Origin of the sequence: Acidocella sp., from assembly GCF_052326845.1 — a bacterium.
Classification (GTDB): domain Bacteria; phylum Pseudomonadota; class Alphaproteobacteria; order Acetobacterales; family Acetobacteraceae; genus Acidocella.
This window is the reverse complement of record NZ_JBKQJR010000106.1, coordinates 16,402-35,365: the sequence shown is the minus strand read 5'-3', so window position 1 is coordinate 35,365 and position 18,964 is coordinate 16,402. Positions and strand designations below refer to the sequence as shown.

The window sequence follows — 18,964 nt, the reverse complement described above, 5'->3', positions numbered from 1 at the left end:
CGACTACATCGAGCGCTTCTATAACCCGAGACGACGCCATTCCAAGCTAGGCTATCTCAGCCCCATGGAATTCGAAGCCAAGGCCGTGCTAGCTTAACTTACTGTCCACGAAACCGGCAGCAGCTCATTGTAATAGACTGATGTCGCGGCGATTTGTTGTAACAGGCCTACCTGCTGGCCGTGAGGAGCGTGGGCGGCTTGCGCCGCGGAAGCGAATGGCGGAAATTTTTCAGGGTGAATCTTGGAAGATGACCCCCAAGGCGAATCAAAAACGCCGGTTATTCCTGCTATTTTTTCATGCTTTGCCCTTTCTTCTGGTCACCGCTTGCGCCCAGCAGGGCAATCTTAGACCGGGCGGCATGTCTCAAAGCAATACTTATGGCAATCTGGCATATGCGCCGACCCAATATTACCCGCCTCCGGGGCCGCCTGACGATCCATGGGGGCCGTATATCAGGGAGGCCGCCTCCCGCTACAATGTGCCAGAGCAGTGGATACGGTCGGTCATGGCCCAGGAATCTGGCGGGCAGGAACAGGCCGTATCATCCGTCGGTGCGATGGGCCTGATGCAGGTCATGCCGGATACCTATGAGGAGCTGCGCGAAGAGGATGGCCTGGGCCAGGACCCGTTCAATCCCGAGGACAATATTTTGGCTGGGACCGCCTATATCCGCAAGATGTACGACCGATATGGCGCTCCAGCCTTTCTCGCCGCCTATAATGCTGGGCCAGCTGACCTCGATAATTATCTCGCCGGAAATGGCGATCTGCCGACGGAAACCATGAACTACCTGGCGGCGGTAGCGCCGAACCTTGGTAACAGCATTCCGATGACAGGTCCGCTTGCAGTCTATGCGTCAGCCAGCGGCACCGAAACCACCCCGGTCACCGCCCCAAGCGCCGCCAGTTTCGCCATGGGGTGCGACGTTAACGCGGCATACGATCCCGACCATCCCTGTTCCGCCGTACAGACCCCAGCGGCGGTGGTGCCAGCCGCCACGCAAATCCAAGCCGCGCAAACGGCTTCGGCCGGCGTTTGCAATGCGGACGCCGCCTATGATCCGGATAGCCCTTGCACATCGGCACCAGGCGGATCCGTTGCCGCCGGTAGTTGTGACGCGGACATGGCTTATAATCCTGATAGCCCTTGCACACCTGCGAACGAGACGGCACCGGCGCCAATTCGCGTCGCCGAGACGGGGCCTGAGGCGGAAAGTCCTGTGCCGGCTTCTCAGGCGGTCACCATCGCGGGTTCAGCCCTTTATCAGCCGGCCAGCAGTTCCCCAGCTCAGCCAGATCAAATTACGGCTTCGGTGTCCGTTGCGCAGCCCGCTCCGCCGCTGTCCCCAGCGGCAAGTGGCGGAACCTGGGCCGTTCAAGTTGGCGCGTTTTCCAGTTTCGGCCTGGCCCGCGCCGTGGCGGAGGGTGCGCGCGCCGAAGCGCCGGCTGAGCTTGGTGCGGCCACCATCTCCTTGCCGGCAACAACCCCATTCGGCGGGCCGGTGCTGTACCGTGCCCGGCTGACGAACCTGTCAGCGGCTGCGGCCGCCAACGCCTGCGCAACGCTCAACGGGCGACAGCTCCCATGCATTGTCGTACCGGCATCGAGCGCGTGAGATGTGAATCAGCGCCCAACTGGCTCCCTAGATGAAATCGGCGTTTTTACACAGCCTGGACCCATGTCAGTCGCTCCTTTTGTTGGTTGTATTCTCCAAAAGCGGACATCCAAACAACAAGGCTCTTTCGGCAGCCATGGGGAGACGGTGCCACTCGATTAAAGCGATATTCCTTCCATGGTCTACTTGTACGGCGAATATCTTCTACAGCTCAATGCAGCCGACTTTCAAAAACAGAAGACGGCGGGCTCATTGAATGCTAAATTGGCCACAAAATCACCATGATGAGGAGATACTCCTTTGAGCGTGCAACGAAACACCGAGGCCAGGCTGTCAACTGAAGATGAGCGGACCGACGTTGACGCGTCCCGTTATCCGCAAATTCTCGAACTATCGCGGCAGGATCTGGCAGCCTTGGTCAAGCGGCTTCGCGAGCAGCGCGACCGCGCTCAAACGATCAGCCGTCAACAGCAACGCGAAATGCGTGGCAAGGCGGAAGCCCGAGGCGCCGCACCTTCCCGCGACAATTTGGGAACGATCCAGAAGGCGCAAGTGCTGGCGCAAGCGATCAAGCGCGCAAACAAGGAGTGGCCCGGCACGACGAACCCGCACATGTGACTACATCGGCAGAGATGCTCCGAAAAGCGTTTGAAATGCGCCAGGCTGCTCGTACCGCGCAGCATCCCAGCGCCGGCTGGACATCCGGGCGCGGCATGCGGTCGAAGCCCAGCACGCGGCCCACTGTTAATATGGATCCTCGCGAAATCGGGCGCGTCTCGCAGTCGACAAAGACAGCTCAAGCAAAACGTGACCACTGAACCGAAAGCAGAATTGCAAGCTTTAGGTTGAGATATCTAATCTTGATGATGAAGCCGATCTTTAACCGGTCGTCGGCGACCTCGACCAACTGCTTTGAGGTTAAAGGCTGCCGTTGGCAATCTCCATAAACGAACGCCCACTTGTTGCCGTTGTGTACCAGAAAGTCGCCGGTCTCCTTACGGCCCGTTCCCCGCCGTGCGACTTGCGTTATAATGATGTTGACGGCGTCCGGGTTCGCGACGTTCGGCGGGAGGTAGGATTATGGCCAAGAGAGAAGCTGTTGAGGCAACCGTCACCGGAAACGACCAGGAGGTGGGATTTCGCGCTCTGGTGATGAAACGGGCCATCGAGTATAACCTCGCAGGATCGGCCAGAAACGACTCAAACGAAATTGTCCACTTTACTCTGCAAGGCGACAAACAGCGGATCGATTTGGCGCTTGCCACCATTCAAGATGGGACCAAAAGATCGTCTGGCATCAAAATCACGACGACGTCCGCAGCCATCGACCCCGCTCTGAACACGTTTACGATCGTAGATTGGACCTCCTCGAGCCGGAATATTACGAATGAGTATAATCTCGTTTTCGAGCTGAGGGCCAGCGATACGGCGATTTCGCCAACAGACGCCAAAGCAGCATGGCGTCAAATTCTCGAAAAAACCCTCAATGCCGACGATCTAAAGAAGCTGCAACCTAACGACTGAGTCGTTGATAGCATGCTTAGGAAATGAGCGTTCAGTCGAACAGGGCCAGCTGGATGGTGATGACGACAGCGGCGGCCTGATTGGCGGCGGCGAGGACCGGGATGAAGAACAGACCGCGTTCAATAGCGTTGACCTTGCGGGTCTTGACTGCGCCATCGCTGACGGTGATTAGCTCCGCAACGCGCCACTTCATACCGCCCGCCAACTCGCGCGTCAGCATAGTCCAATAACACTCCCTTGGGTTTGAGATGGCCGGTCTGAAAGGTACCAGCCATCTGTCGCCGGCCGGCACGATCCAGAAAATGCCAGACCGCGTAATAGCTGACATCGACCTTGCGCTCGTGCAGCTCGGTCAACAACTCCCGCCCGGTAATGTCCGGCTTCTCCGCCAGCCGCCGCAGGATCCAGTCCGACTCTTCCGCGAGTTTGAATGGTTTCTTGCCACCCATCGGAAGGGCGGCCGGGCTGCCAGTTTGCAACGAACGCGAGACCCAATTAATCACCGCCGAATAGCTCACCTGGTACAGTTTGGCCGCACCCCGCCGGCTCATCCCTGACGCCACAGCCGCAACCACGCGCTCACGCAAATCCAAAGAATAGGGAACTCCCATGCATGCTGACCTCCGCTCCCAGCCTGCATCTTGAATCAGAATTCAGCCCGAGCCGGAATCTAAAAATGACTCTACCTCAAGAAATCATGCTCTAAAGCCTACCGGCGTGACTACGCTCCGTCAAAGTAAATGGACGCCCCGCAGGTTTTCAGCCTCTCGTTGGGTGCTAATTCACGACCACCAGTTCGCTGCGCAGGTCATCAAGCAGCACCGCGATGAACCGCAATGAACGGCGCAGCGCCTCCTCCACAAAGCTGAGGCGGATCATGTGCCGTTCCGCATGGGTCGCGGACACGACGAACATAGTAAAATCGCCAAACAAATTATGCTGGAGCAGGCATCGACGGTCATGTTCTTCTGACGCAATATGCTCCTAGGCGGCCCCACGGCCGTGACAGAAGCATTCAACAATGTCCCATAGGAAACGCCATGCCCGCCACCGGCCCACAGCAGAACGCCGTCCCGCGGCCTGACTACGCCGCCTTTCTGCGCGAGCAGGCGGCTCACTGAAAGGCCAAGGACTAGCTCATGCAGATTGATTCCCACGTATTTGTCATCGCCGGCGGCGGCTCCGGGCTGGGCGCGGCGGCGGCGCGGCATCTGGCCTCTCGCGGCGGCCGTGTGGTGTTGGCCGATATCAACGCCGAGGCCGGCGAGCCCCTGGCCTCGGAGTTGGGCGCGGCGGCGGTGTTCCAGCGCACCGATGTGACTGACGAGACGGATGGGCAGGCGGCCATCGCGCGGGCGTTGAGCGCCTTCGGGCGGCTGGACGGGCTGGTGAACTGCGCCGGCATTGCCCCGGCCGAGAAGGTGGTGGGCCGGGACGGCCCGCACCGGCTGGAAAGCTTCGCCCGCGTCATCAATATCAACCTCGTCGGCACGTTCAACATGCTGCGCCTCGCCGCCGACGTCATGTCCCGGCAGGCGGCGGGTGAGGATGGGGAGCGCGGGGTGATCATCAACACCGCCTCCATCGCCGCCTATGACGGCCAGATCGGCCAGGCCGCCTATGCCGCCTCCAAGGCGGGCGTGGCCGGCATGACCCTGCCGGTGGCGCGCGAGCTGGCCCGCTTCGGCATACGCTGCGTCACCATCGCGCCGGGCATCTTCGCCACGCCGATGATGGCCACCATGCCGCAAGCGCAGCAGGATAGCCTGAGTGCTACCGTGCCTTTCCCCTCCCGGCTCGGCCGGCCGGGGGAATTCGCCGCGCTGGTCGCGCATATTGTCGAGAACATCATGCTCAATGGCGAGGTCATCCGCCTGGACGGCGCGCTGCGCATGGCGCCGCGGTGATGACGGCGACGATCTGCGCGATGCGCGCCGAGGGGCTGTGGGAAGACCGCCGTGCTGCCCGCCGAGCAGGATAAAATTGATGCTGGGCGCTTGGTCTTCATCGATGGCCGGGAGCGAAGCGCCACTGGTTTAAGCGAAGCGACCGGCGGGGCCAAGACGAACATGACGCGGACGCATGGACGTTCTAGCACAGTTTAAGCCGCGGCTCTGATGGCGGTAGCCGCTGTTTTTCCCAGCAGATGGCAGATCGAATAGCAGAGCGCCGCGCGGTTGAGCGTGTAGAAATGGAAATGGCGCACGCCGCCGTCATAGAGTTTCCGGCACATCTCGGCGGCAATGGCTGCGGCCACGAGCTGGCGCGTCTCGGGCCGTTCATCGAGCCCCTCGAACAGCCGGTCCATCCAGGCGGGGATTTCTGCGCCGCACTGGCGGGCGAATTTGCGTGTCTGCGCCACGTTGGAGACCGGCAGGATGCCCGGCACGATCTCTGCCGTGATGCCCGAAGCTGCGGCGCGGTCACGGAAGCGCAGGAAGGTTTCAGGCGCGAAGAAGAACTGCGTGATGGCGCGGTCCGCCCCGGCGTCGATCTTGGCTTTCAGATTATCGAGATCCGCCTCGGGACTGGCGGAATCTTGGTGACATTCCGGGTACGCCGCCACCGAGACCTCGAACGGTGCCACCGCTTTCAGCGCCGCTGTCAGTTCCGTGGCATTGGCGAAGCCCTGCGGGTGCGGGGTGAAGCGCTGCCCGGCCTGCGGCGGGTCGCCGCGCAGCGCGACGATATGGCGCACGCCCGCCTCCCAGTAGGCGCGCGCGATGTCCAGGACCTCGCTTTTGCTGGCGCCAACACAGGTGAGGTGCGCCGCCGCCGGTATCCCAGTCTCCTGCGCGATGCGGGTGACGGTGGCATGGGTGCGGTCGCGCGTGGAGCCGTCGGCGCCATATGTGACCGAGACGAAGCGCGGGCCGAGCGGGGCGAGCGCCTGCACGGTCTCCCACAAGGCGGCGTCCATCTTCTCCGTCTTGGGCGGGAAGAACTCGAAGGAGATTTCGATATCCCCGGTGAGGTCAGCAAAAAGCGGGGTCATGGCGCGGCTTCCTTCAGCTCGGCCGGAACAGGTAGCCGCCCCAGCCATAAATTCACGGTCAATTCGCCCCCCACCAGCGCGTGCGGGGCCTCGCTCGCCAGCCCGGTGGCAGCAAACCAGCCCGCCACCTGCTCATCGGCGAAGCCCAGACGCGCATGGGCGTGGCGGGTGCGCAGCTCCTCCTTTTCGTGCGGGCCGAAATCCACCACCAGAAGGCGGCCACCGGGGGCGAGCAGACGGGCCGCCTCGGCGATCACCGCCTCGGGGTGCTGCGCGTAATGCAGCACCTGGTGGATGATCACCGCATCGGCTGAGGCGCTGAGCAGCGGCAGGGCGAACATGTCCCCCTGGCGCAGCTCCACATTGGTCAGCCCGGTGCGGGCCAGCTTCTCGCGGGCGAGACGAAGCATCTCGGGGCTGCGATCCACGCCGATGGCTGACACCGCCTCCGCTCCGAACAGCTCGATCATCCGCCCGGTGCCGGTGCCAATATCCACCAGCCGACCGATGGGGGCGTCGCCCAGCGCGGCGCGGATGGCCGCCTCAACCTCGCTCTCCGCCGCGTGCAGCGAGCGCATTTCGTCCCACTCAGCGGCATGGGCGTTGAAATAGTCTTCCGCCGCGCGGGCGCGGTCGGCACGCACGGCGGCGAGGCGGGCAATGTCCGCCACCGCCCAATAATCGTCATGGGCCTGGCTGTTCCAGGCGTCGATGGCAGCGAGCAGTGGCGCCACGCGCGCCGCATCGCCCAGGCCAAGAAAGACCCAGCTCCCCTCCTTACGGCGCTGCGCGATGCCGGCATCGGCGAGGATTTTCACATGGCGCGAGACGCGCGGCTGGCTCTGCCCCAGCACCTGCGCCAGCTCGCCAATGGAGAGTTCCATGGCGCGGAGCAGGGCAAGGATGCGTAGCCGCGTGGGGTCGGCCAGGGCGCTGAAAATGGCAAGGGTGTTATTCATGATGGTTTATCATATAAAGATATGTTTATGTCTTGACAAGAGTCGTCGCTTGGCGCCTGTTGCACACTGTCGAGGTTCTGCGCGCCAGCTTTGGGGCGTAGCTAAGAGGGAAGCCGGTGCGATGCCGGCGCTGTCCCCGCAGCTGTAAACGGCGAGTTTTCTCCGCGACGTCACTGGGGCGCACCCCTGGGAAGACAGGAGCCAAACAGCGACCCGTGAGCCAGGAGACCTGCCTTGGCGCATATCGTCCCCCGGCGGGGTGCCCGGGCCGGCCGCTGTCGCGCCGCGCGTGCCGCGGTCGAACGCGCCTGCCTCACGCTCCGCCCAACTTTGAGGCTACCATGACTGTCACCGTCGCCACGCTCGGCTTTCCCCGCATCGGCCCCAAGCGCGAGTTGAAAACCGCCCTGGAAAATTACTGGGCTGGCAAGACCAGCGCCGATGCGCTGTTCACTGCGGCGGCCGATTTGCGCGCCGCGGCCTGGGAGCGCCAACACGAGCTGGGCGCCGACATCATCCCGTCCAATGATTTCTCGCTCTATGACCATGTGCTGGATACCAGCGCCATGGTTGGCGCCATTCCGGCGATCTATGGCTGGCGTGACGCGCAGGTTGGCCTGGACACCTACTTCGCCATGGCCCGTGGCGCCGAAGCTGCCGTTTGCTGCGGCCATGCCCACGGCGCCCCGGCGGCGGAAATGACCAAGTGGTTTGACACCAACTACCATTATCTGGTGCCCGAGTTCACCCCCGGCCAGGTTTTCCGGCTGGCTTCCAACAAGGCGCTGAATGAGTATCTTGAGGCCAAGGCGCTGGGCATCGAGACCCGTCCGGTGCTGCTCGGGCCGGTCAGTTTTCTGCTCCTCGGCAAAGCCAAGGAGGGCGGCTTTGAGCCGTTGAGCCTGCTGCCACGACTGCTGCCGATTTATGCCGAAATGCTGCAAGCCTTGGCGCGCGCCGGGGCGGAGTGGGTGCAGGTCGACGAGCCCTGCCTGGTGCTGGACCTGTCTGACGCCGCCCGCGCCGCCTTCGCCACGGCCTATGAAGCCCTGGCCGCCACCGGTTTGCGCCTGATGCTCACCACCTATTTCGGTGCGCTGGGCGACAACCTCGCCACAGCCTTGGCACTGCCGGTGCAGGGGCTGCATGTCGATCTCGTCCGCGCGCCCGAGCAACTGGCCGCTGTGCTGGCCGGGGCGCGGCCGGACCTCGTGCTGTCGCTCGGCGTGATTGATGGCCGCAACATCTGGAAGGCCGATCTCAACGCCATTCTGGACCGCGTTGAGCCGGTGGTGCACGCGGGCCGCGAGGTCATTCTCGCCCCGTCGTGCTCGCTGCTGCACACGCCCATCGACCTGGACCGTGAAACGGCACTCGACCCGGAAATCAAAAACTGGCTGGCCTTCGCCGAGCAGAAGATCACGGAGCTGGCCGTGCTGGCCAAGGCGCTGAATGAGGGGCGCGAGAGCGTGCGCGCGATCCTCGATGCCTCCAGCGCCGCCGTGGCCTCGCGCCGGACCTCGGCCAAGATCAACGACCCCGCCGTGCAAGCTCGCGCGGCGCAGACCGACCCGGCGCTGGCGCGGCGTGCCTCACCCTTCCCGGTGCGTCGCGCGCTCCAGGCGCAAAAGCTGAACCTGCCCGCCTATCCGACCACCACCATAGGCTCCTTCCCGCAGACGCCGGAAGTCCGCAAGGCTCGTGCCGACCACGACAAGAACATCCTCACCGATGCCGCCTATGAGCAGTTCCTGCGTGAGGAGACCGCCCGTGCCGTGCGCTGGCAGGAGGAGGTCGGGCTCGATGTGCTGGTGCATGGCGAATTCGAGCGCAACGACATGGTGCAGTATTTCGGCGAGCAGCTTTCCGGCTTCGCCTTCACCAAGCATGCCTGGGTGCAGTCTTACGGCTCGCGCTATGTGCGCCCGCCGATCATCTATGGCGATGTCGCGCGGCCCCAGCCGATGACCGTGGACGGGTGGCGTTACGCGCAGTCGCTCACCACCCGCCCGATGAAAGGGATGCTGACGGGGCCGGTGACAATCCTGAACTGGTCGTTCGTGCGCGATGACCAGCCGCGCAGCGAGACGTGCCGGCAGATCGCCTTCGCCATCCGCGACGAGGTAGTGGATCTGGAGGCGGCGGCGGCGGCGATCATCCAGATCGACGAGGCCGCGCTGCGCGAAGGGCTGCCGCTGCGCCGGGGTGACTGGCAAGCCTATCTCGATTGGGCCGTGGAATGTTTCCGTATCACTGCTTCCGGCGTGGCGGATGCAACGCAAATCCACACCCATATGTGCTATTCGGAGTTCAACGACATCATCGCCGCGATTGGTGCCATGGATGCGGATGTCATCTCCATCGAGACCGCGCGCTCGAAGATGGAGTTGCTTGACGCCTTCGCCGGGTATAAATATCCCGCCGAGATCGGGCCGGGCGTGTATGACATCCACTCGCCCCGGGTGCCGGACGTTGGGGAGATGACGGCCTTGCTGGAGGCCGCGGCCGAGCGCTTGCCCGCCGGCCGGCTCTGGGTGAACCCGGATTGCGGCCTGAAGACGCGCGGCTGGCTGGAGGTGAAGGCGGCGATCGCCAATCTGGTGACGGCGGCGCGGCAGGCGCGAGCTTCCGCCACGTAAACAGAGCGGGGCGGCATGCCCGTCGCCGCATTTGGCAAACTACAGGCCAACAAAACCGGCTAAGCTAGCCTTCTGTGAGGAGACACCGCCATGGCGAACAACAACCCCTTGCTTGATCTGCTTGGCATCCGCCTGCCGATAATCCAGGCGCCCATGGCGGGTGTGTCTTCGCCCGCGATGGCTGCCGCAGTGACTGAGGCCGGGGCGCTCGGCTCAATCGGCGTCGGTGCCACCGACGCGATAGGTGCGGGGGCGATGATCGCGGCAGTGCGCGAGCGGTCAAATGGGCCGCTCAATGTGAACGTCTTCTGCCATCAACCTGCTACGCCAAACCGCGTGGTGGAAGCGGCCTGGATCGAGCGGTTGCGCCCCGAGTTCGAGGCGCTGGGCGCGACACCTCCGCCAGCGCTGAGCGAGATTTATCGCAGCTTCGTTGAGGATGACGACATGCTGTCCCTGCTGCTCGACGTGCGACCGCCGGTTGTCAGCTTCCATTTTGGACTGCCGCGAGAGGCCGCGATACGCGCACTACGTGATTCGGGGATTGTCTTGCTGGCTTCGGTTACCAGCCTTGCGGAGGCTCGTGTCGTCGCTGCGGCAGGTATTCACGCAATCATCGCGCAAGGATGGGAAGCAGGCGGTCATCGCGGCGTATTCGATCCGGATGCGCCGGACGATCAGATCGGTATCATGGCGCTCACAAGGCTGCTCTCCCGAGAGATCGGCCGCCCGGTAATTGCTGCCGGCGGGATCATGGACGGGGCTGGTATTGCCGCCGCGCTGAAGCTGGGCGCATCGGCGGGCCAGCTCGGTACCGCATTCATTGCCACCGATGAGAGTCTGGCCGATGCGGGCTATCGTGCGGTGCTCCTCAGCGACGCCGCCAATCATACGGTGATGACCCGCGTCATCTCGGGGCGCCCGGCGAGGAGTCTCGCCAACCGCTTCACCGCCCTCGGCGTGGAGGTGCCGGCGGATCATGTTCCCGCCTACCCAATCGCCTATGACCTTGGAAAGGCGCTCCACGCCGCCGGCAAGGCGAAGGCCGAATTTGGCTACGGCGCGCAATGGGCGGGCCAGGGCGCGCCGCTTGTCCGGCCAATGCCCGCGGCCCAATTGGTGGCGACCCTCGCCGCCGAACTCGAACGGGCTTTCTGATCGAGGATCGTCACGCCTATCAGTCGCCCCATTGAGATGGGAACCGCGCAATCCGCTAGGCGGCGTTTGGGAGGGGCCTTAGTGAAAAATTGATTGATGGTAATGAGGGCATCACGCCGGTGCTTACCCTGGCGGTGGGCGTGAGGCGGATTTTCGCGCGATGTCCGGCGTGGCTGAGATCTCGCTCGTTCTCCTCCTGCTGCCGGGCGGCGCGGTCAGAACCTGCTTGCACATGCTAGCTGCCATAGCCACATCCCTGGTCGGCATTTGGCACGCCTAGGTCCTCGTAAGCGGCCAGTGGGTGGGGAATATCCGCTTCTGGGGAGGTCTCTGGGCGCAGGCAATGGCCGAGAAGGGCGCAATAGGCTACTGAAAGCCTGGGTCTCCTACGACCGGTTCCGCCCTCAATTCACGGCAACCGCCGCCACGCCAACCACCGCCAGCGCCGCCAGGCCATAAACCAGCCCCGCCGGGCCGAGCGTGCTCATTGCCACACCGATCGCGGGCGGGGCAAAAATCCCGCCCAGCGTGTAGATCACCATGGCGAGCGACATCGCCCTGGCCAGCGCTACGCCAGAGAAGCGCGCGCCCAGCTTCACGATGCCCACGGTGAACAGCCCGCCCTGTGCCAGCCCCCACAGCGCCAGCACCGGCCAGACCGCGCCGTCGCCCAGGCAGAACGGCACTGCCGGGGGCAGGGCGATCATGACCACGCCCGTCACCAGTTTCAGCGCACGGCGGTTGAGCTTGTCGGCCAGCGCGCCGCAGATGAAGGCGCCCGCTGCCACCCCGGTCTGGCACACCACCACCAGCAGCGCCGCGCGGTGCAGCCCAGCACCCAGGCCCAACCCCATCACCGGCAGCAGCGAGAGGTTGCACGCCTCCGTCAGCCCCACCAGCCCGATGCCGATGAACGCCGCCAACTCTGCCCGCAGCACGGTGGCGGAACGCACCGTCCCCGGGGGTTCGGCAATGCCGTCAGCCTCACGCCCGGCCAGGATGAGCAGCGCCATCGCCAGCATCACCACCAGCGCTGCGGCCAGGAACGGCCCGCGCCCGGCGCTGCCGGTGAACGCCAGCATTCCCGGCCCGGCGGCCATGGAGCTGGCCAGCACCAGCTCATAGGCGCCGATCAGCCTTCCGCGCAGATGCTCCGGCACGCTGCCGTTGATCCATGTATCCATGCCCGCCCAGCGCAAGCCCAGCGAGGCGCCGAGCGCCAGGCACAGCACGCTCCATAGCGGCACGGCGCGCGTGGCGGCGAAGCCCAGGAACACGAGCACCGAGATGCTTATGCCGGTGAGCACCATGCGCTGTAGCCCGAGCCGGTGCATCAGCTTGGGGATGAAGCCGGAGACCAGCAGCAGCCCCACCCAGGGCAGGCCAGAGATCACGCCCACCCAGGCATCGCTCACCCCCTCCGCCCGCAGCGAGACGGAGAGCAGTGGCAGGAACATCCAGAACGACCCCGCCGAGAAGAATGACGAGGCGGTGGCGAGCAGCAGCCTGTAGGGCATGGTGTTACGCCGCCAGGGCCTGGGCTTTTACCAGACGGGCGAAGGCGCCCTCCCTGGCGAGCAGTTGCTCATGCGTGCCGCTTTCCACCGCTTGGCCATCGGCCATCACCACGATCAGGTCGGCATCGCGCACGGTGGAGAGCCGGTGCGCCACCACGATGGTTGTGCGCCCCTGGCGCAGCCGGGTCAGCGCCGCCTGCACCAGTGCCTCGCTCTCGGTGTCCAGCGCGCTGGTCGCTTCGTCCAGCAGCAATATGCGCGGGTTGCGCAATATGGCGCGGGCGATGGCCACGCGCTGGCGCTGCCCGCCCGAGAGACGCTGGCCGTTCACCCCCACGCGGGTGCCGAGCTTGTCCGGCATGTCCTGCACGAAGCCGCAGGCCGCCGCCTCGGCCGCCGCCCACACCTCGTCCGGCGAGGCATCGGGCCGCCCGAAACGGATATTGGCGCCGATCGTGTCGTCGAACAGCAGCGCGTCCTGGCCGACATAGGCGATGGAGGCGCGCAAGGACGCCAGCGTCACCCGGGAGATATCCGCGCCGTCGATGAGGATGTGCCCGGCGCTCGGCGTGTACAGGCGCGGGATCAGCGCCAGCGCGGTGGACTTCCCGGCCCCCGAGCTGCCGACCAGCGCCAGCGTCTTGCCCGGCGCCGCGGTAAAGGAGAGGTTCTTCAGTCCCGGACGGCCATCGGGATAGGTGAAGGCGACGGTCTCGAACACCACCTCGCCCGGCCCGGCGGGCAGCGGGATGGCGCCAGGGGCGTCAGCGATGGCCGCGGGCTCGTCGATGACCGCGAACACGCGCACCAGCCCGGCCAGACCCTCCTGCATGGCGGCGTTCATCGTACCCAGGGCCCGCAGCGGCCTTGCCGCCATCAGCAGCGCCGAGACGAAGCCCATGAAACTGCCTGGCGGCACGCCGCGCCACCCCTCGAAGCCGATGACCAGCGCAACGGCGGCGCCCGCCAGAACCTCCAGCATCGGGTCCAGGCGCGAGCGCACGCGGGTCATGCGGATCAGCGCGGCGTAGAGGCCGCCGAAGGTCTTCTCGGCCCGCTGCATCTCGTGCGCCTCCAGCCCGTAGGCGCGCACGGTGCGGGCCTGGGCGAAGCTCTCGTTCAGCATCGCCGCCGCCACGCCCATGGTCTCCTGCATGCCGCCCGAGGCCCGGCGCAGGCGCCGGCCGATCTTCCCTACCGGCACCGCCGCCGCCGGAAACAGTACGGCGGCCGCCAGGCTCAGCTTCCAGTCGATGGAAATCATCGTCGCGACCAGCCCGACCACGGTGGCGGCATCGGCCAGGGTATTCACGGCGCGGGTCATGGCCTCGCGGATCACCGTGGCATCGGTGGTGAAGCGCGCCGCGAGCTGGGCCGGGGCCTCGCGCTCCACCCGCGCCAGGGCGGCGTTGGTGAGATGCCCGAACATGGCGTTCTGCAGGCGCCGGATGGTCAGCAGCACCATGTCCTGCGTCAGCACCGCCTGCAGGTACATCGAGCCGCCGCGCACCGCCGCCACCGCCGTCATCAGCAGCGGCACCTGGTAGAGGATGCGCGGGTCCTTGCGCGAGAACATGGTGAAGGCCCAGTCGATCAGCGCCGGGTACAGCGCCGTGGCGCCGGCCATCACCAGCGTCGTCACCACGATCAGGGCGATCCGGCCCTTGTAATATTGCACATGGTCGCGCCAGAGGCGGCGTATCAGGGCGGGGGTGGAGGGGTGCTCAGTCATGGCGGCTTGGTTAAGCACAGTTTTGGGTTGCGGCGAAATGCGCTAAGCCAAAGGCCATGGACACCATCTACAAGGGCGACCTCGCCTCCAAACGCGGCCGCCGCAACGCCTGGATCGATGCGTTGTTCATCGACCATGCCATCTTCCGGCTGGTCTGGACGAATTTCGCCGCCGTCGAGCCGGGCGTGCTGTACCGGTCCAACCACCCCACGCCGGGCAACCTCGCCGCCTTCACCCGCAAATTCGGGCTGAAATCGCTGATCAACCTGCGCGGTCAGGCGAAAAATGGGTCCGACGCGCTCTCGCGCGATACGGCGCAGCGCCTGGGGCTGGATTTCTACGACATGGCGTTTGAGTCGCGCGGCGTCCCGCACAAGGACCGCATCCTGCGCTATGCCGACATCATCGCCCATATGCGGGCGCCAGCGCTCATCCACTGCAAATCCGGGGCGGACCGCGCCGGTTTGGCGGCGGGGCTGTTCGTGCTCATTCGGGGCGGCACGGTGCAGGAGGCGCTGAGGCAGCTCTCGCTGCGCTTCGGCCATATCAAGCAGGCCAAGACAGGTATCCTCGACGAGTTCTTCCGCCTCTACCAGCGGACAGGGGAGGGCAAGAAGCCCTTCCTCGACTGGGTGCGCGAGGATTACGACGAGAACGCGCTCCGCGCCGCCTTCAAGGCCGGTAAGGTGGCGGAGTTCATCAACGCGGCGGTGCTGCGGCGGGAGTAAGCCGCGCCGTCATTGCGAAACCGCGCGCGGACGAAGCAATCCATCTTAACCAAAGCAGGCTGTAGGATGGGTTACGCTTACGCTCCACCCATCCTATCTTGCTATTTTGCTTGAACCTGAGCGCGCTTTTAGGCCGCGATCTTCATGTCGTGCTTGAGTTCGATGCTGTGCCTGATCAATCGGCGCGTCCGCTCGACAAAGGCGAGTTTATCCGCAAGGCAGCTCTCCAGAAGCACGCCGATGCCGAAATGATCCGTTACGTCGGCCATCGCGATCAGCGCCATATACTCGGCGATGCGCATGTGAATCACTTGGTTGGCTTTGGCCAGGGCAAAGAGCGCCTTTGCCGTCGGAGACTGGATCTCGGCAATTTCACGCCGGAAATCCTCGAGGAAGACATCCTGCAGACGTCCCGTGGATTGAATGGGTTTTTCGCCGATAAGTTTGAAGCACCGGTCGAGTGTACTGAGGGTTTTATCCTGGAGGAAGGCACGAGACTGCAAGGCTTCCTTGATGTTTGGATCGTTCGTGGCCTCACTCAGCTCCTCGTAGATTTTTGTCGTATGCTCGGTCCGCTGCCGGACGTCGCTTAACATTTTCACGAATAGTTCCTTGGCATTATTCACGGGCATCGAATATTTCCTTCCTGAAGTGGGATTGCCAACCCGGAGCATTCGAAGCGGGGTTGGAGAGTGAGATCGCTTCTATCCACCAACCGAATTGATATTATTATATTAATTTCCACCAGTTATTAATGGTGGCGTGGCGTCATTATCACTAACGCCGCGACGTTATGCGTACACGAAACTTTGAAAACACGCCACTAAACTATCATCAATGAATTCAACCGATATTTCCCAGCTGAGCGGCTGACCCGTGCCCATGGAGAAAAACTAGCCGCATTTTGAGGGCGCGAGAATGGCGAAGCTGTCATTTTTTCTCCCCTGGGGGTTATCGCAGTGTGCCAGATACATGTTACTGGAAAATATCGCCCGCAATGAGCGTTACTCCGTTCGTCAGGTTGTCAGAATTGGTCGCCTGACCGTGCAGCCAGTGCTGCTCTGGACAGCGTTCCTTTATCAAGCAGTGGGGCACGATCTATATTTATTTAACATGACATCTGTCCGCCGTCATGTTTAGCTTCCCGGAACAATCACAGGAGTTCGGCCTGATGATCCGTTGCAATCTGCGGTTAATCGTAGCCGGAGGATTTCTGGCATTAACATCCCTGCAAGCTAATGCTGCCACATGTGCGAACGGCGTCTATAATGCCGGATGCGTTGGTCCCAACGGGGCGGTCGGCGTTCATAAGTCCCCGCCGCCGGTTTACAGGCCGCCAACATATGCTCACCCGCCGTCAACAGTCACCTGCGTGAACGGCGTCAATCGTGCGGGATGTGCTGGGCCAAATGGCGCGGCGGTCGCTCGGAAGCCCTATTGAGGCCTGAGATGATTGCTCTATCCGCTTCCCCGCTGGGCGCGGTCAGGCTCTCATCAATAAGTTAGAGGGCGATTCACGTATCAGGCTGAGCCATGTCTGGCTCAGCCTGATACGATTGCACTCTAGCCCTGCGGCGGTGTGGCGGGTTTCGCCGCCTTCTTCAGCACGGCGTTGCTCACCACCTGCTGGATGCCGCTCGCGGCTTCCTGCGCGGCGGCGGCGGCGACATCGCCCCAGTACGGTGTGATGTCCGCGGGGTCCAGGTCGTGGATCTGCGTCACCTGTCCCGCAATGCGCCCATTGCCGTCGCGCACCACCCAGTCCAGTTCCACCTGGACCTGCCCGCCCGTATCGGGCTTGCTCTTCACCGTGCAGGTCACGGTGAAATCCGCGTCCTTCGCGTCATCGGCCAGCACGCCATCCGGTCCGGGCAGGCTGCGTTTCAGGTTCAGCGGCAGGGAGGAATCGCCATCGCCCGGCGCGCCGCTCACCGTGCCCACGAAAATCCGCGGCGGCCGGTTCTCCAGCGAGTCCGGGTTGCTCTGCTGGATTTGCGCGTTGATCGTCGCCAGTGTCTTGGAGAGGGGCGCCGCATCCGCCGCCGCCGCCGCGCTCAACGTCGAGGCGTCGCCGCTCGTCCAGGCCTGGGCGGGCACGGGGGCGCCGTCCTGATGACCGTATTCCTTGCCATCCGGCCCGGTGATGACATAGGTCGGCGTCACCGTATCGCCGTTCTGCAGGGCGCTGATGGCAAGCCGCCAACTCCGCTTGCCCCCCGCGCCAGTCACGGTGGGCACGTCGTAATTCACCAGCGCCGAGGCCAGATCGCCCGCGTAGGCCGTGGCGGATTTGTCATCCAGCAGTGCCGATTTCGGCACCGGCACCATCAGCACCGGGGCAGGGGGGATGGCGAGCTTCGCCGCCACCGGGCCGGGGTTGCCGTAGAACGGCTCGGGAAGCGTGCCGCAGGCGGCCAGCAGCAGCAGCAGCGGCAGGAGCAGGGCGGCGCGCCTCATGCGCGGATCACCGAGATCTGGTGCCCGGTCGCCGCCTCGCCACGCAGCGTCTTGCGCCGGTAGGAGAAGAATTCCTGTTCCAGCGCGCAGGTATCCAGCCCGAGCGCCTCTGCCTTCACGCCCGCGGCGTGCAGCCGCGCCGTGCAGTAGCCCGGCAGGTCGAACCACCAATGCCCGGGGCGGCCGGCGGTGAAGAAGCGCGCATCCGCCGCATGGCGTGCCAGCACGGCATCGCGCATGTCTGCGCCCACCTCGTAGCTCGCCTGGCCGATGCAGGGGCCGATCACGGCCTTGATCTCCCGGGCGCCGAGGTTGCGCATCGCCAGCACCGTGGCCTCCAGCACCCCGGCCAGGGCGCCGCGCCAGCCCGCATGCGCCGCGCCCACCACGCCATCGCCGCAGCAGAACAGCACGGGCGCGCAATCGGCGGTGATAACCCCCAGCGCCAAGCCGGGCACGTTGCTTATCAGCGCATCCGCCGCCGGGCCGGCACCTTCCGCCCAGGGGTGATGCACCGTCACCACGCCGTCGCCATGCACCTGCTTCAGCCCGAGCAGATGCTCGCGCGCAACGCCCATCGCCGCCGCCACCCGCGTGCGGTTCTCGCGCACATGCGCCTGGTCGTCGGATGAGAAACTGCAATTCAGGCTGGCATACAGCCCGGTGGACACGCCGCCATTGCGCGTGAAGAAGCCGTGTTTCGCCGCCAAGGCGCCGGTGAAGAATTCCGTCATGCGAATCCCGGTAGACCGGGCAGGCTCTCAGGGCAAACAACAATTGCTTTAAACAGGCTGCCCATGGCCTCGGGCGCGGTCAGGCGATGCACGGCGAGCTTCAGGTCCGCCGCCTTGTCCGGGTGCCGCTGCGCCAGCACGTCGCTGCGCTGGTACAGCCCGAGCGCGGTGAGGAAGGCGTTCTGCTTCACCGGCCCCTGTACATGCACGACGGCTTTTATCGCCCCGAAATCGACATGGGCGGTGAGGTCCGCTTCACCCGGATGCCGTAGCGGATCGGCATATTCACCGTTGCGGATGGCCTGCACGCTCTCGCCCGGTGCGGAGTGCATCGGCCCGTAATCGATGAACAGCCCCACCGCGCCGCGCGCCGCGAGCTTCCGGCAGAATTCCAGCGCAGCCTCGTTCACCTCCCGCACGCTGCCCACCGGGTCGTCGGGCAGGGGATAGTCGGTGGGTAGGTCCACATATTCGCCATCCTGCACGTAGCGTTCCATCCATCCGGCCTGGCCGCGGACGAATTGCCGCACGGGCAGGGCGTCGAGGAACTCATTGGCCAGCAGGATCATCGGCCCCGGGGGGATGCTGTCCAGGGAGTCGTGCCACTTGGCCTGCGGCACGCGCTTCGCCTGCTCGGCCCGCAGCGCCGGTGAAGTTTCGATGAAATGCACGCTCGGCGCGTTCCACACCCGCTGCGCATCCGCCATCAGCACGCCGCGTCCCGGCCCGGCTTCCACCAGCAGCACGTCTTCCGGCGCGCCCAGCATCTGCCAGACGATCTTCGCCCAGGCGCCGAGCAGTTCGCCGAAAACCTGCGTCAGCTCCGGCGCGGTGACGAAATCGCGGGTGAAGGTGCCGCGCGCGTAATACGCGGCGTTCGCCCGGGCCATGAAATGGTCGAAGCG

Annotated in this window: 17 protein-coding genes and 1 riboswitch; of the genes, 8 read left to right on the top strand and 9 right to left on the bottom strand. The window is 64.5% G+C overall.

Going from position 1 to position 18,964, the window contains the following annotated elements; all coding sequences use genetic code 11:
* From ACLPJJ_RS07155 to ACLPJJ_RS07140, 4 genes are all read left to right on the top strand, one after another.
* On the top strand, nucleotides 1–97 hold a 97-nt coding region (locus tag ACLPJJ_RS07155; protein ID WP_443588716.1), incomplete at its 5' end, for an IS3 family transposase.
* Between the two features lie 118 nt (nucleotides 98–215).
* Nucleotides 216–1,616 carry a transglycosylase SLT domain-containing protein gene (locus ACLPJJ_RS07150; protein WP_443590257.1) on the top strand — a complete coding sequence of 467 codons (1,401 nt, stop codon included), beginning with the start codon at nucleotides 216–218 and terminating at the stop codon, nucleotides 1,614–1,616.
* Nucleotides 1,617–1,916: 300 nt separating this feature from the next.
* Nucleotides 1,917–2,234: a hypothetical protein gene (locus ACLPJJ_RS07145; protein WP_443590256.1), complete on the top strand. Its 318-nt coding sequence runs from the start codon at nucleotides 1,917–1,919 to the stop codon at nucleotides 2,232–2,234.
* A gap of 462 nt (nucleotides 2,235–2,696) precedes the next feature.
* The gene (locus tag ACLPJJ_RS07140; protein WP_443590255.1) at nucleotides 2,697–3,140 is read left to right on the top strand and encodes an acylphosphatase; all 444 of its coding nucleotides are present in this window, start codon (nucleotides 2,697–2,699) and stop codon (nucleotides 3,138–3,140) included.
* Nucleotides 3,141–3,259: 119 nt separating this feature from the next.
* Here ACLPJJ_RS07140 and ACLPJJ_RS07135 read toward each other — a convergent pair whose 3' ends face one another.
* The gene (locus ACLPJJ_RS07135) at nucleotides 3,260–3,751 is read right to left on the bottom strand and encodes a helix-turn-helix domain-containing protein (RefSeq protein WP_443590254.1); all 492 of its coding nucleotides are present in this window, start codon (nucleotides 3,749–3,751) and stop codon (nucleotides 3,260–3,262) included.
* A gap of 528 nt (nucleotides 3,752–4,279) precedes the next feature.
* Here ACLPJJ_RS07135 and ACLPJJ_RS07130 point away from each other — a divergent pair.
* Entirely contained in the window at nucleotides 4,280–5,047 is a 768-nt protein-coding gene (locus ACLPJJ_RS07130; protein ID WP_443590253.1) for an SDR family NAD(P)-dependent oxidoreductase, read from the top strand.
* 194 nt (nucleotides 5,048–5,241) lie between these two features.
* Here ACLPJJ_RS07130 and metF read toward each other — a convergent pair whose 3' ends face one another.
* Together metF and ACLPJJ_RS07120 are read right to left on the bottom strand one after the other, a co-directional pair.
* Entirely contained in the window at nucleotides 5,242–6,135 is an 894-nt protein-coding gene (gene metF / locus ACLPJJ_RS07125; RefSeq protein ID WP_443590252.1) for a methylenetetrahydrofolate reductase [NAD(P)H], read from the bottom strand.
* Complete coding sequence (locus tag ACLPJJ_RS07120) at nucleotides 6,132–7,094, bottom strand: ArsR/SmtB family transcription factor (protein WP_443590251.1); 963 nt, start codon at nucleotides 7,092–7,094, stop codon at nucleotides 6,132–6,134. Before ACLPJJ_RS07120 ends, metF begins: the two co-directional genes overlap by 4 nt.
* A gap of 55 nt (nucleotides 7,095–7,149) precedes the next feature.
* Nucleotides 7,150–7,345: riboswitch (cobalamin riboswitch) on the top strand.
* A gap of 90 nt (nucleotides 7,346–7,435) precedes the next feature.
* Between ACLPJJ_RS07120 and metE the strand changes: the two genes are divergently transcribed.
* Together metE and ACLPJJ_RS07110 are read left to right on the top strand one after the other, a co-directional pair.
* A complete protein-coding gene (gene metE / locus ACLPJJ_RS07115; RefSeq protein WP_443590250.1) occupies nucleotides 7,436–9,733 on the top strand; it encodes a 5-methyltetrahydropteroyltriglutamate--homocysteine S-methyltransferase in 2,298 nt (765 codons plus the stop codon).
* Between the two features lie 90 nt (nucleotides 9,734–9,823).
* Nucleotides 9,824–10,891 (top strand): NAD(P)H-dependent flavin oxidoreductase, encoded by a 1,068-nt coding sequence (locus ACLPJJ_RS07110; RefSeq protein ID WP_443590249.1) that lies wholly within the window; start codon nucleotides 9,824–9,826, stop codon nucleotides 10,889–10,891.
* 404 nt (nucleotides 10,892–11,295) lie between these two features.
* On the opposite strand, the gene ACLPJJ_RS07105 is transcribed toward ACLPJJ_RS07110, so the two are convergent.
* Complete coding sequence (locus tag ACLPJJ_RS07105; protein ID WP_443590248.1) at nucleotides 11,296–12,408, bottom strand: MFS transporter; 1,113 nt, start codon at nucleotides 12,406–12,408, stop codon at nucleotides 11,296–11,298.
* 4 nt (nucleotides 12,409–12,412) lie between these two features.
* Nucleotides 12,413–14,140 carry an ABC transporter ATP-binding protein gene (locus tag ACLPJJ_RS07100; protein ID WP_443590247.1) on the bottom strand — a complete coding sequence of 576 codons (1,728 nt, stop codon included), beginning with the start codon at nucleotides 14,138–14,140 and terminating at the stop codon, nucleotides 12,413–12,415.
* 65 nt (nucleotides 14,141–14,205) lie between these two features.
* On the opposite strand from ACLPJJ_RS07100, the gene ACLPJJ_RS07095 reads away from it, so the two are divergent.
* Complete coding sequence (locus tag ACLPJJ_RS07095; RefSeq protein WP_443590259.1) at nucleotides 14,206–14,868, top strand: tyrosine-protein phosphatase; 663 nt, start codon at nucleotides 14,206–14,208, stop codon at nucleotides 14,866–14,868.
* Nucleotides 14,869–14,996: 128 nt separating this feature from the next.
* Here the strand turns inward: ACLPJJ_RS07095 and ACLPJJ_RS07090 are convergent, their stop codons facing one another.
* The 4 genes from ACLPJJ_RS07090 to ACLPJJ_RS07075 form a co-directional block, all read right to left on the bottom strand.
* Entirely contained in the window at nucleotides 14,997–15,500 is a 504-nt protein-coding gene (locus ACLPJJ_RS07090; RefSeq protein ID WP_443590246.1) for a DUF892 family protein, read from the bottom strand.
* A gap of 931 nt (nucleotides 15,501–16,431) precedes the next feature.
* Nucleotides 16,432–17,325 carry a hypothetical protein gene (locus tag ACLPJJ_RS07085; RefSeq protein ID WP_443590245.1) on the bottom strand — a complete coding sequence of 298 codons (894 nt, stop codon included), beginning with the start codon at nucleotides 17,323–17,325 and terminating at the stop codon, nucleotides 16,432–16,434.
* The gene (pgeF, locus tag ACLPJJ_RS07080) at nucleotides 17,322–18,059 is read right to left on the bottom strand and encodes a peptidoglycan editing factor PgeF (RefSeq protein WP_443590244.1); all 738 of its coding nucleotides are present in this window, start codon (nucleotides 18,057–18,059) and stop codon (nucleotides 17,322–17,324) included. Before pgeF ends, ACLPJJ_RS07085 begins: the two co-directional genes overlap by 4 nt.
* The gene (locus ACLPJJ_RS07075) at nucleotides 18,056–18,949 is read right to left on the bottom strand and encodes a class I SAM-dependent methyltransferase (protein ID WP_443590258.1); all 894 of its coding nucleotides are present in this window, start codon (nucleotides 18,947–18,949) and stop codon (nucleotides 18,056–18,058) included. The genes pgeF and ACLPJJ_RS07075 overlap by 4 nt, the downstream gene beginning before the upstream one ends.
* Nucleotides 18,950–18,964: the final 15 nt, after the last annotated feature.